Origin of the sequence: Pannonibacter phragmitetus DSM 14782, assembly GCF_000382365.1 — a bacterium.
Lineage (GTDB): Bacteria > Pseudomonadota > Alphaproteobacteria > Rhizobiales > Stappiaceae > Pannonibacter > Pannonibacter phragmitetus.
Genome location: NZ_KB908215.1, coordinates 1 through 12,280, shown reverse-complemented (window position 1 = coordinate 12,280; position 12,280 = coordinate 1). Strand labels below are relative to the sequence as shown.

General features: G+C 61.4%; 13 protein-coding genes and 3 tRNA genes. 12 read left to right on the top strand and 4 right to left on the bottom strand.

All coding sequences use genetic code 11. From position 1 onward, the window contains the following. Positions 1-12: 12 nt before the first annotated feature. Positions 13-360 (bottom strand): hypothetical protein, encoded by a 348-nt coding sequence (locus tag H163_RS0100085; RefSeq protein WP_019962493.1) that lies wholly within the window; start codon positions 358-360, stop codon positions 13-15. Between the two features lie 93 nt (positions 361-453). On the opposite strand from H163_RS0100085, the gene H163_RS0100080 reads away from it, so the two are divergent. From H163_RS0100080 to H163_RS0100045, 7 genes are all read left to right on the top strand, one after another. Continuing rightward, positions 454-702, top strand: coding sequence for a helix-turn-helix domain-containing protein (locus H163_RS0100080; protein ID WP_019962492.1), 249 nt, complete (start codon positions 454-456; stop codon positions 700-702). Positions 703-916: 214 nt separating this feature from the next. Then, positions 917-2,053 (top strand): hypothetical protein, encoded by a 1,137-nt coding sequence (locus H163_RS24210; RefSeq protein ID WP_147290405.1) that lies wholly within the window; start codon positions 917-919, stop codon positions 2,051-2,053. A 127-nt stretch (positions 2,054-2,180) separates the two neighbouring features. After that, positions 2,181-2,420, top strand: a complete 240-nt coding sequence (locus tag H163_RS0100065; protein ID WP_026355274.1) for a helix-turn-helix transcriptional regulator — start codon at positions 2,181-2,183, stop codon at positions 2,418-2,420. After that, on the top strand, positions 2,417-3,487 hold the full coding sequence (locus H163_RS0100060) for a hypothetical protein (protein WP_019962488.1): 1,071 nt from the start codon (positions 2,417-2,419) through the stop codon (positions 3,485-3,487). Before H163_RS0100065 ends, H163_RS0100060 begins: the two co-directional genes overlap by 4 nt. After that, positions 3,484-3,795: a hypothetical protein gene (locus tag H163_RS0100055; protein ID WP_019962487.1), complete on the top strand. Its 312-nt coding sequence runs from the start codon at positions 3,484-3,486 to the stop codon at positions 3,793-3,795. The genes H163_RS0100060 and H163_RS0100055 overlap by 4 nt, the downstream gene beginning before the upstream one ends. Next, positions 3,785-6,034: a hypothetical protein gene (locus tag H163_RS24650; protein WP_019962486.1), complete on the top strand. Its 2,250-nt coding sequence runs from the start codon at positions 3,785-3,787 to the stop codon at positions 6,032-6,034. Before H163_RS0100055 ends, H163_RS24650 begins: the two co-directional genes overlap by 11 nt. A gap of 136 nt (positions 6,035-6,170) precedes the next feature. Next, entirely contained in the window at positions 6,171-6,713 is a 543-nt protein-coding gene (locus H163_RS0100045) for a recombinase family protein (protein ID WP_019962485.1), read from the top strand. 554 nt (positions 6,714-7,267) lie between these two features. Here H163_RS0100045 and H163_RS0100040 read toward each other — a convergent pair. Further along, positions 7,268-7,343, bottom strand: a tRNA-Thr gene (locus H163_RS0100040). Positions 7,344-7,474: 131 nt separating this feature from the next. Beyond that, on the bottom strand, positions 7,475-8,680 hold the full coding sequence (locus H163_RS0100035; protein WP_019962484.1) for a GTP-binding protein: 1,206 nt from the start codon (positions 8,678-8,680) through the stop codon (positions 7,475-7,477). Positions 8,681-8,922: 242 nt separating this feature from the next. Here H163_RS0100035 and hmuQ point away from each other — a divergent pair, with 242 nt between their 5' ends. Continuing rightward, positions 8,923-9,237, top strand: a complete 315-nt coding sequence (gene hmuQ, locus H163_RS0100030; RefSeq protein ID WP_019962483.1) for a heme-degrading protein HmuQ — start codon at positions 8,923-8,925, stop codon at positions 9,235-9,237. 71 nt (positions 9,238-9,308) lie between these two features. Continuing rightward, positions 9,309-9,803: a hypothetical protein gene (locus H163_RS24200; RefSeq protein WP_019962482.1), complete on the top strand. Its 495-nt coding sequence runs from the start codon at positions 9,309-9,311 to the stop codon at positions 9,801-9,803. Between the two features lie 47 nt (positions 9,804-9,850). Here H163_RS24200 and H163_RS0100020 read toward each other — a convergent pair whose 3' ends face one another. Next, a complete protein-coding gene (locus H163_RS0100020) occupies positions 9,851-10,675 on the bottom strand; it encodes a TrmH family RNA methyltransferase (RefSeq protein WP_019962481.1) in 825 nt (274 codons plus the stop codon). A gap of 404 nt (positions 10,676-11,079) precedes the next feature. Here H163_RS0100020 and H163_RS0100015 point away from each other — a divergent pair. From H163_RS0100015 to tuf, 3 genes are all read left to right on the top strand, one after another. Next, a tRNA-Tyr gene (locus tag H163_RS0100015) sits at positions 11,080-11,164 on the top strand. 22 nt (positions 11,165-11,186) lie between these two features. Next, a tRNA-Gly gene (locus H163_RS0100010) sits at positions 11,187-11,260 on the top strand. A gap of 172 nt (positions 11,261-11,432) precedes the next feature. Then, the coding region (gene tuf / locus H163_RS0100005) for an elongation factor Tu (protein ID WP_019962480.1) at positions 11,433-12,280 on the top strand (848 nt) is incomplete at its 3' end.

The window sequence follows — 12,280 nt, the reverse complement described above, 5'->3', positions numbered from 1 at the left end:
GTCGATCTCCGTTCAGTTGAAGGCAGCAAGCTGGGCGTTGAGGGCAGCGCGGCGGCTGGCGATCGCTGCCATGGGCGCGTCTGAAAAAACGAGCCGGGCCAAGGCGTCCTGTGCGGCGGCGGCAAGGCGTGCCCGCTCTGCGGCTGGCAGGGCCGCAACGGCTGCCCGTGCTGCCTGCTTGGCCTTGGCCTTGGCGGCTGCGGCCTTGGCTGTCGCCCATGCCTCCCGCAGAGCCTTGCTGAAGCAGGACTGCAAGGACGGCGCAGGGCCGAAGACTCGGGCGTTACGCTTGAAATTTGCGTGAACTTCGCGGGCGTCTGCCCATGCAGCGCGGAAGAGTTCAGAGCGGTTGAAAGTCATGGCGAAAGCCTCTTGAATGTGTTATCTATTTAGTATCATTTGGCGCTTTTTGCGTCAATCTAAAAAGATCATATGATATAAAAGGGATTAAAAATGTTCAATGAAGCGCAGATGCGCGCAGCGCGGGCTTTGCTTGGTCTGTCCCAAGCCGGGCTCGCTGAGCTGACGGCCCTGTCTCTGCCGACGATCAAGCGAATGGAGAATGTTGGGCCGGGGCGGAGCACGGCTGCCAATGTCGAAGCCGTGAGGCGCGCCCTTGAAGCCGCCGGGGTCGAGTTCCTAGCAGCCGATGCAGCCGGAGGTGTTGGGGTGCGGCTGCGGCGGGATGCGGTCGAGGGGTGATGGTCTGCCCTGCCGACGCCAGCCCCCACCCCTTTCAGGGACCGTATGACCGCAAAGCCGCGCCACGGGCGGAAAGACCCCGAAAAAGGGCCAGACACCCCGCCTGAAATGTTGGGTTGACGCGGTTGACGGGGTTGACGCCACCGGTTGACGGTTGACGGGGTTGACCTGGTGCCCTGCGCCCGTTCTTCCTGATTTGTGAGAAGGTTTGATTATGGCTCAGTTGTTTGAAAGGCTTAAACGCGATTTCAGCAGTTATGCATGTGAAGAAGCGGTAAGGCGGAGGTTGGATGCGTGGAACTCTGGTAAAAAAGATGCCTATGTTTTTTGTCCAGAAACTAGAAAAACGCCTGAAGTTCAGTACTCTGAAGAGTTTAGGTCTTATCATCTATGGAAGCGTCTATATGGGAATGCCATTCCATTCAATGGATATGGTCCCGAATATAGCGCTGAGGACCAATATTATTATTTTCCAATGCCTGACGCTTGGAAGCCGTATGTAAAGCCTTGCGGCCCCGCTTCGGAAATTGGTCTTGATGATTGGTTAGAGCAACTTCTGGCAAAAGGCGGAGAAGGCTTGCGGTCGCGCCTGCTTTCCCTTGGTGTTGATTGTCCATATTGGTGGAGTAGGTGGGCGTTATTTGCGTGTGGATCTTCTGTTGATGAAATTTACAGAGATTGCAGGCGGATGGACCCAAAGATAATTTCATCTGTACTTGAAGAAATTATCAACTTAACTGAAAAAGCTTCAGATAGTTTTGAGATATTACATAATTTGTTCTTGCGTAGTGGAATTAGTGAGGTGGCTGATGATCAGAGAAGATATGGCGCAGAGGGCTCAAATAGATACATGCATGGAATTGTTGAGGGTGGAATATACGGCGCTTTTGACCTTAATAAAATAAGTAAAATAAAGGATTTTTCGGGCGTTCTTTTGCGAAGTTCTGTCGAATGGAAATCGCTTATAAATGCGAAGGGACGGCCTTCCGCCGTCAGGCGCAGGGCTTTTGCTGGCTTTGCAGGCGGTATTTATTACTTTTTGACAGGTGAGAAGCCAACCGAAACATACCATGGAGGATTTCATGATTTTTTACTTACGGCGGAGCGGGTTTTTTGGGGGGATTGGGATGTCGCTCTTGAATTTCCAGAGAGACAAAAACCGGGAACGTCAAATGGTCATTCTGACGTTAAGCATTTGATAGGGGAGGTTGCTGGTCATTTTGATGGATTTAATTATGAATTGGGCGAGAGCGAGAAAAATAATCCCGGTGATACTTCATTATCTTATGATGATCCCATATTTTATTGGATGCGCAACCTTTTAAAAGAGCAGCTGGCTCCGGTTCTTTAGTCCGGCCCGCCTTTAAAAGTGTGTGCGGCTTTCATGGACTAAAAGGGGTGCGGAATGAATGCCGTGCCCGCACCTTCATCGCGCGCCGTCGCAATTGTGCGGTTGGCCTAGATCGGGATGAAGGTCCATGGAACATGAACAACGATTTGACCCTGAAGCTCTTCTGACGGAGCGCGGGGCGGCTGACTTTCTCAAGATAAGCCATCGGGCGTTGCAGGCATGGCGGGTGCGCGGTGCTGGCCCCGCGTTCGTGAAAGTTGGCCGGCTGGTCCGATACCGCCGGGCCGATTTGCTTGATTTCTGCGCCTCGCAGACTTTTGGATCGACGTCCGCCGCCGATGCCCAGCGCACGGAGGTTCGGCCATGAGTGCTGCCGAGTTTGAAGACTTTGCCCGGTTCCTGGGCTTCTCCGGCGTTGAGCTTGAGGCCGTGAAAGTTGGCAAGGGGCTGGTGACTGCGCCTTGCCCGTGGTGCGGCAGCAGCCATCGCCACGGGGCCGGGGAGGGCTGGCGCGTGGCGGGGTGCAGCAGCGCCTACGCGATCAAAATGCGGCCCGGTCAGTACCGGCTGATGCCGCGTGAAGGCGCGGAATTTTCCTCTGTCAAGGCCGCTCAACGCAGTTTTGCGCCGCTCTCAGTGGTGAATCTTCTTGCCCGGTTGCATCCGGCGGAACGGCATTTTGCGCCTCTCATGAGGTCGCTAATTGCTGTTGCGCTGGACGTGCGGAAGTGCAGCCGCTCGCCCTGGCGCGTCCAGCTGATTGAGTTTAACTGCGATGGTTTGGGGCGCGTCGAGATTTCAGCACCCGGCAGCTGGTTTTGGATGCCAGCGGAGGAAGCGGGCGGGCGTTCTCTCCAGCATAGTGGCGGGCTGCTGGGGCTGCTCGCTTCGCTCGCTGGCAGCTCCGGCGGCCTCTATGCGGCGGAGCTGCTGGAGGCTTTTACGGGCTTCCGCGTCTCGGGCTTGAGCCGTGCGGCTTTGCGGGATTTCTTCGACCTGCACACAGGGACTCTGCTGCCTGTGGTGGCCGGTTTGCGCCCTGAGGCCCTCTGGGCTTTGTCGAAGTCGCCGCCCGGCGCGGCATTGCACCCTTTGATGCGCGAACTGCTTGAGGCGCTGTTTCCGCGTGGGGAATCTTCGGAAGGGTCATTCTTCTACAACAATGCCCGTGCGGGGGTACGGTTTTCAGTTCTGCGGGGCGGGCGTTGGGTTGGCCGGTTCGATCTCGGCGGAGCCAGGGTGCGGGCCCATGGGCGCGATGTGTTGTCGCTCCTGGGCCTTGTCTCCGGCGTGGAGGGGGGCTGGTGGGCGGAAAGAATCCTCACGACAGCTCTGGGCCTCGATCTTCCGGGCGAGGAAAGAGGACGACTTGCGCAGGGGCTCACTGAAGTTACTGCGCCTGCATTTTTCGCCAGAGAAGGCGACGAAGCATGAGGCGCCGCCGCATCAACTTCGAACGGGTGGCGAGCGCGGCGCTGGCTGCCGCGCCGGGAATTGTTAGCCGATGGCTCCCGGACGGACGGCGCGAGGGCGTCGAGTGGGTGGCCCGGAACCCAAAACGGGGCGACAAGCGGCACGGCTCGTTGAAAGTGAACCTCACGACAGGAAAGTGGGCCGACTTTGCGACAGGTGATGGCGGGCGCGATCTTGTCGCCCTCGCGGCGTTCCTCTTCGACCTGAAACAGCCGGAAGCGGCGGAAAAGGTGGCTGGTATGCTGGGGGTGAATGCCTATGACGATTGACCCCTTCGCCCCGATCTCCGGCGGCGCCAGCCCGGCCCCGGCTCCTGTGGCTCCGGCGTCGGTTCCTGCCTGGCTTCCGGTGCTGCCTGTGCCGCCCAGCGCGCCGAATCCGCCAAAGGAGCACCCCACGAAAGGCAGGCCGTCCGCCGTTTGGACGTACCGCGATTCAGCGGGCGCGGTTCTCGCCCTCGTGGCCCGGTTCGAAAAGCCGGACGGCGGAAAGGATGTCCTCCCCCTGACATGGTGCCGGAATGCATCTGGGCGCGAGGGCTGGCGTTGGGCGGCAATCCCCGAAAACCGGCCGCTATACGGCCTTGACCGGCTCGCCCAGCGCCCTGCTTCGCTCGTCATCGTGACGGAAGGTGAGAAGGCAGCAGACGCGGCAGCAGCGTTGTTGCCGGACCATGTAGCCACCACATCTAGCGGCGGCGGCAAGGCGGCAGCGAAGTCTGACTGGTCGCCCTTGGCTGGGCGGGCGGTGGTCATCTGGCCGGACGCCGACGCGCCGGGCCAAGCCTACGCCGACGAAGTGGCACGGCTCGCCCTGGCGGCGGGGGCTATCTCGGTTCGTGTGATCGTGCCGCCACAGGGCGTAACGAAGGGGTGGGACGCAGCAGACGCTAAAGAAGAAGGGTTGAACCCGGCTAAAGTTCTCGATCTCATCCGGGCCGCTAAAGAAGTAGCGCCCGCGCCATCGGGGAATGATTTTGCGCCAGTTGATGCAGCCATGCGCCCAGCGCCGGAGACGGCTCCCGAGACAGCCCCGGACAGCCTTGCCGACACTGCGAAGCAAGGGGGGCGCGGCAAGCGCCGGGAACGCAAGAACCCGCCGAAGCGGGATGCCTTCCTTGCGTCACTGGACGCAGCGGACCTGTGGCATTCGCCGGAGAAGGTCGGGTTCGCGACGGTGCCAGTGAACGGGCATTTGGAGCATTGGCGGCTCGATAGTGCCGCGTTTGCGCGCTGGGCAGCTGGTCAGTTCTACCGCGCGACCGGCAACGCGCCTGCGGGGCAGATGCTGGCCGACGCGCTGCGAGTGCTTCAGGTTCGGGCCATCGAGGACGGCCCCTGTCACAAGACGTTTTTGCGCACGGCATGGGACGGGCAAGCCTGTTGGTTGGACCTATGCGACGACGCCTGGCGGGCGGTTCGGATCACGGCGGGTGGCTGGGAAGTCGTCGCCCGTCCTGCTGTGAAATTTTTACGGGGCGAAACGATGCATGCCCTTCCGGAGCCGGAAGCCGGGCATTTGATTGAGGAACTGCGTGTTTTCATCAACGCTGATGACGGTGACTTCAGGCTAATCGTTGCCTGGCTCGTCGCGGCCCTCTGGGGGCGCGGCAGTGCGTTTCCGGTGCTTGCCCTGGGTGGTGAACAGGGTTCCGGCAAATCGACAATGGCGCGTCTGCTGCGGGGCTTAGTAGACCCTTCGGCAGTCTCCGGGCTGGCACAGCCGAAAGACGAGCGCGATCTCTTCACGATGGCGATATCGTCGCACGTTTTGTCCTTTGACAACCTCTCCAAGGTCGAGAACTGGTTTTCGGATTCCGTCTGCCGTCTGTCCACTGGCAGTGGCTTTCTGACGCGTAAGCTGCACTCCGATGCTGAACCGTTCTGGTTTGCCGGATCGCGGCCGGTACTCGTCAACGGTATACCCTCGCTTACCGGGCGGGCCGATATGGCGGACCGGTCGCTAACTGTGCGCCTTCTGAGGATTGATGAAACCGCCCGGCAGTCTGAAGATGATTTCTGGGCGGCGTGGGAGGCCGTGCGCCCTGGCATTATCGGGGCGTTGCTCGATGCGGTCGCGGCGGCTGTCCGGCGGTACGATGCAACCAAGCTGGAACGTGCGCCGCGCATGGCAGACTTCGCCCGGCTGATGGCGGCTGCGGAACCGGGCTTGGGCTGGATGGCTGGCGAGTTTATGGCCGCGTACGAAGCGAACAGGCGAGAAACGGCCGAAGCCGTTTTTGAAGGTGACCCTGTGGCCGTGGCGATTGAGCGCCTGATGCGGGAGGAACACCCGACCGGGCGTTGGGAGGGGACGGCAACGGCTTTGCTTGCTGCCCTGACGCGGCTGGGCGCGGAAGATGCCACGGGAGGAAAGTTCCTGCCGCTCAAGCCGAATACGCTGGGCGATGCCGTGGCTCGTGCCGCCCCGCTTCTGCGGGCCAAGGGCATAGCGGTTGAGAAGCGACGGGCGGCGGGAAGCCGAACGATTCTCATATCATGGCTGTAACGCCTATGTCTCAGTTGGGTATACCCCTGAGAGGCAGAACTGTGAGACGTTAGGGCTGCCTCAATAGGGTTGACTTGGAAATTATGAGACGGTATCCATCCATGGTCTAGACCCTATTGAGACAGAGGTGATCAGGATGGCCGTTTATGGATATGCCCGTGTGAGCACACAGGATCAGGACTTGACCATTCAGGTTGAGGCCCTGAGGGCGGCAGGCTGTGAGATTGTGCGGGAAGAGAAGGCGTCCGGTACTTCCCGCGAAGGGCGGCAGGAACTGGACACGTTGCTTGCCTTCCTGAGGCCGGGGGACACGCTCATGGTCACCCGTGTTGACCGCTTGGCCCGGTCCATCGCAGACCTGCAGGACATTGCCAAGCAGCTGAAGGCCCGTGGTGTTGCGCTGAAGGCAACTGAACAGCCCATCGACACCAGCACCGCAGCAGGCAAGGCCTTCTTTGACATGCTGGGTGTGTTCGCTGAGTTCGAGACAAGCCTTCGCCGGGAACGGCAGATGGAAGGCATTGCCAAGGCTAAGGCCGCAGGCGTCTACAAGGGGCGCAAGCCGTCCGTAGATGCACAAGCTGTCAAAGCACTGGCTGCTGAAGGAGTGGGCGCTACTGAGATTGCCGCCCGTCTTGGCATTGGCCGGGCCAGCGTCTACCGGGCGCTGGGCGTCTAGTCGTCGCCCCACTGCGCTGACTTCCCGTTGTTCCCGTCCCTGCCTGGGGCGGGTTTTCTTTTCTGCGTCCATCCCTTCTCCCGCGCCCCCTTCCACTCATTGCAGCACGCTGCCGCAGCTGACCGGCAGGGGGAGGAGGCTTTAGTAAGGCCCCCCGGTCTTAGGGACCGTACAAAGCCCTGAGGCTCCCACGGGCGGAAAGACCCCGAGCCGCCGCCAGCCTCACACTAAACACAAAGCCTAAACTTCTAAAGAAACCAACGGCTTATTCTGTCATCGGCGCTAAAGTTGCAACTCATGAGCGAGGCGCTGGGCTGTTTTGTGCGCGGCGCGATGACGACCGAATGACGACCGATGACAACGCCTGTCAATTACTAAGCGTTTGAAATCAAACGGAAATGACGGCCATGACGACGATGACGGCCTTTCTTTATTGAAATAGAGAAAAGAGAGAATCAGCGTGAAGGGAGAGGGAAAGGCCGCGCAGTGTTTATATATTGCTTATATTGGCTGTCGGGGTATGAGTTGGAATGGCGCTAAGTGCTTGAAAAATATGGTGCCGGCAACAGGGTTCGAACCCGTGACCCCCTGATTACAAATCAGGTGCTCTACCTGCTGAGCTATACCGGCATCTTTCGCGGCTTTTAGCATGGGTTTGGCGGATGTGCATCCGCCTTGATGCAATTTTTCCACTGATGAGGAATGGCCGGAAAGAAGAGGAATACCCGGCGGGGTGGAATGTGGCCCCGCCGGAGATGATGTCAGGCTGCCGCGCGGCCCCAGGCGGGGAAGGGGTCCTTGAGATTGCGCCAGCTGGCCGGGGCAAAGGACGATGCGGGCACGAGGCAGGCGGAGAGGTCGCGGCGCAGCGCTTCCTCATCCATCGGGTCCGTGCCGATGAACACCAGTTCCTGCCGCCGGTCGCCCCACACGGCGTCCATGTAGGGCGCCATGGCGTCGTGCCAGTCCGGATGGTCCGGCCAGTGGGTCTTGGGCACGGCGGACCACCACAGACCGCGCTTTTCGGTGCGCACCTGTGCTCCGGCCATGCTCAGTTCACCGACGAAGTCCGGCCGGGTCGCCAGCCAGAAGAAGCCCTTGGCGCGCACGACGCCGGGCCAGCTGCGGTTGATGAAGGCCTGCAGCTTTTCCGGATCAAAAGGCTGGCGGGCGCGGTAGACGAAGGAGCGGATGCCATATTCCTCCGTCTCCGGCACGTGATCGGAAAAGCCGTTCAGCTCCTTGTACCAGAGCGGGTGGGTGTGGGCGCGCTCGAAGTCGAAGCGTCCGGTGCCCAGCACATCCGAAAGCAGCACCTGGCCATGGTCCACCTCGATCACGCGCGCCTCGCTGTTGAGCGAGCGGATGATCTTGCGGGCAGCCTCCAGCGCCTCCGGTGTAGCGCTCGACACCTTGTTGAGCACGATGACATCGGCAAATTCCATCTGGTCCACCAGAAGGTCGATCAGGGTGCGGGTGTCGTCCTCGCCAAGGGACTCGCCCAGATCATCCAGCAGGCTAAGCGAGCCGAAATGGTTGAGCAGGCTCGCCGCATCCACCACCGTCACCATGGTATCGAGCCGGGCGATGTCGGACAGGCTCTCGCCGTTCTCGTCGCGGAACTCGAAGGTGGAGGCAACGGGCAGCGGCTCGGCAATGCCGGTCGATTCAATCAGGAGATAGTCGAAGCGGCCAGCCTCTGCCAGACGCCGCACTTCCACCAGCAGGTCATCGCGCAGGGTGCAGCAGATGCAGCCGTTGGTCATCTCGACGAGGGTTTCCTCGGTGCGCGACAGGTTCGCCCCGCCATCGCGCACGAGGGCGGCGTCAATGTTCACCTCACTCATATCATTGACAATGACAGCAACGCGAAGGCCTTCGCGGTTGGAGAGGATGTGGTTGAGAAGCGTGGTCTTTCCGGCGCCCAGAAAACCGGACAGCACGGTGACGGGAAGGCGTTTGGTCATGGTTCGCTCGTGTGGGTCTGGAGTGGTGCTCTTATAATGTAATAACATTACATGCGATCTAGCATGACCGGCCCGCCTTGCCAAGAGGCTGGCAGGTTCTCCACCGGCGAAACCGTCTTGCGCGGCGGCGGGCCGCAGGACCGGGGCTTGACCTGCGGCCTGCCTGTAAATATGAATTATCTACTCAGGTATTTTGTGCCGCCCGCAAAAGACTGTCCGGGCGGCTGCGCAGGGAGAGATGCATGTTTGTGGCAATGAACCGCTTCAAGGTGAAGGCTGGTCAGGAAGAGGCTTTCGAGGCCGTGTGGAAGGGCCGGGATTCGCGCCTCGACGAGATGAAGGGCTTCAGGACCTTTCATCTGCTCAAAGGGGCGGCTGATGAGGATGAGGGCATCACGCTCTATGCGTCCCACACGGTCTGGGAAAGCCGTGAGGATTTTCTGGCCTGGACCAAGTCCGAGCAGTTCCGCGAGGCGCATCGCAATGCCGGTTCCAACAAGGACCTCTACGCCGGTCCGCCGCGCTTCGAGGGCTTCGAGGCCGTGACCGGCGCCTGAGGCCGGGTCATTTCACCGGAAACAAACACCGCGTGCCGTGAAGGCTGACGCGTGACAAGGCAGAAAGCACCATGAGCACCGAGCCCCGCAAGACCGCAGACGCGCACCCGCAGGCCTCTTCCTGTCCGGGCGGGGCGGTCAGTGTGCTTTCGCCCGACGAGCAGACGGTGGTGCAGGTGCTGCGGCTGATCTGCCTGTCCTATGCCCGGCCGCAGAGTCAGGCCTGGGAGCAGGCGCTGCTGACGGCGCAGGCCGGGTTTGGCGCAAGTCTGGGCGGGGAAGTTGCGGTGGGGGTGATGCGATTGATGCGGGCCATCCGCGCCGTGCGCCAGACCACGTTCCGCTTCCGGGATCCGGGCTGCCCCTGCTGCCGCACAAGCCTGTCGGATCAGGAGGGCAGGGTGCTGGCCATGGTCCGTGCCGCGCTGGCCGACCCGGTGCATCCGGCGCTGATCGATGCGATGATCCTGTGCGAGGGCGGCCCGGCAAACCGGGTGCTGCTGGAGGCGGACCGGCTGGCCGGCCTCCTGCACAGGCGCAGCGCGGCCCATCAGCAGGCCGCATAAGATCAGCTACAGAATGTTTGCGCGGGAGAGCCTCCCGCGCAAGACGATCAAAGCCCCATCTTGCTCCGGGCCAGATAGAGTGACAGAACGGCGGCATTGGACACGTTGAGCGAGCGGATTTCGCCCGGCATATCGAGACGGGCCGTGGTGTCGCAGGCGGCGCGCACGCCGGGGCGCACGCCCTTGCCCTCAGAGCCCAGCACCAGCACGGTCTTGCTGCCGAAGGTGGTTTCTTCCAGTGTCGCCGGGCCGTCGCTGTCGAGGGCGACGCGGAAGAAGCCCTGCTCACCCATCTCTTCCAGAAATTTGGCGAGGTTCTTCACCCGCACGTGCCGGATCATGTCCAGCGCGCCGGACGCGGATTTGGCCAGCACAGAACCTTCCTCCGGCGCGTGGCGCTCGGTGGTGACAACGGCATCGGCGGCAAGCGCCACGGCAGAGCGCAGGATGGCGCCGACATTATGCGGATCGGTCACCTGATCGAGCGCCAGCACCAGTCTTGCGCCCTTTAGTTCCTTCACCCCATAGGCGGGCAGGGGATCGGCTTCCAGAATCATGCCCTGATGCACGGCATCGCGTGTGACCATGCGGTCGAGCGCGCGGGGCATCTGGATATCAACGGGCACATCAATCTTGACGCCGCGCTCCTCGAGCCGGTTCACCGCATTCTCCGTTGCATAGAGACGGATGCGGCGGCGGTCCCGGTTGCGGAAGGCGGCTTCCACGGTGTGCAGGCCGTAAAGCAGCACAGGACCCTCCGGCGGCAGGCCGGGGCGGCGCGGGGCTGGCTTGATGAAGCCCTGTCCCTTGCCGGGACGGGCCTTGCTGGTGAAGGGGCGCCCGCGCTGCGGGCCGGAAGAATGTTCGCTCATGCCGCTCTCCTACTCTCTATATGCAGGAGGGGGAAGAGGGAGGCGGCTGACACGGCCGATTGCGCTTGCAGATTCTCGGGCAGTGACAGGCTGAAGGCTTCATCCACAGGCGGCCGGGAGACAGGCGCCGCAATGCAGCAAAGACGGCGCATATCCGGCCAAGCCTGTGCAAAACTTCATGAAACCGCTGGAAGGGCAGGGAAACCCTAGTGCGGCGGGAGCTGCCCCGCAGAACCGGCGAAGCGGAAAATCGGCTGACGGCGAATTTTCTTGAAAGAAATCCAAATCGGCGTTGACAGCAGGGAACCCTATCTGCATAACACGCGCCACAGGACACCCCGGCCGGTTGGACGGGGCGGTCTGTGAAGCCATCCTGACTGCTTCGGACAGAGGCTCGACGGAATGGAGGAGTGCCCGAGTGGCTAAAGGGGACGGACTGTAAATCCGTTGGCTAAGCCTACGTTGGTTCGAATCCAACCTCCTCCACCATCGTCTCCCGAAGTCCGGGTCAGCGGGTGTAGCTCAATGGTAGAGCAGCAGCCTTCCAAGCTGATGACGAGGGTTCGATTCCCTTCACCCGCTCCATCACTGGGTGCCGATCAGATTGACCGGTGCGGGCTTCGCTCGCTCAGGGTCCTGGAAAGAACGGGAAGCAATTCGTATTGGCCGCGGCGCCTGAGATGGCTGCCGGTGCCGCCGGAAAGCGTCCCGCCTCGAACCTGACGACTAACTGCGTAACAGATAGAGAGCGACGCCGATGGCGAAGGAAAAGTTTGAGCGCACGAAGCCGCACGTGAACATTGGCACGATCGGCCACGTTGACCACGGCAAGACGACGCTGACCGCGGCGATCACGATGACGCTGGCTGAGACCGGCGGCGCGGTTGCCAAGGCCTATGACCAGATCGACGCAGCGCCGGAAGAAAAGGCGCGCGGCATCACGATCTCGACGGCACACGTTGAGTATGAGACGGCAAACCGTCACTACGCTCACGTTGACTGCCCGGGTCACGCCGACTACGTCAAGAACATGATCACCGGTGCCGCCCAGATGGACGGCGCGATCCTGGTGTGCTCGGCCGCTGACGGCCCGATGCCGCAGACCCGCGAGCACATCCTGCTCGCCCGTCAGGTCGGCGTGCCGGCTCTGGTGGTGTTCATGAACAAGGTCGACCAGGTCGACGACGAAGAGCTTCTGGATCTCGTCGAGATGGAGCTGCGCGAGCTGCTCTCCTCGTATGACTTCCCGGGCGACGACATTCCGATCGTCAAGGGCTCGGCTCTGGCAGCGGTTGAAAACCGCGATGCCAACATCGGCCGTGACGCCATCCGCGCTCTGATGGACGCCGTTGACGCGTACATCCCGACGCCGGACCGTCCGATCGACATGCCGTTCCTGATGCCGATCGAAGACGTGTTCTCGATCTCCGGCCGTGGCACAGTGGTGACCGGCCGTGTCGAGCGCGGCATCGTGAAGGTGGGTGAGGAAGTCGAGATCGTCGGCATCCGCGACACCAAGAAGACGACCGTGACCGGCGTTGAGATGTTCCGCAAGCTTCTGGACCAGGGCCAGGCAGGCGACAACATCGGCGCGCTGATCCGTGG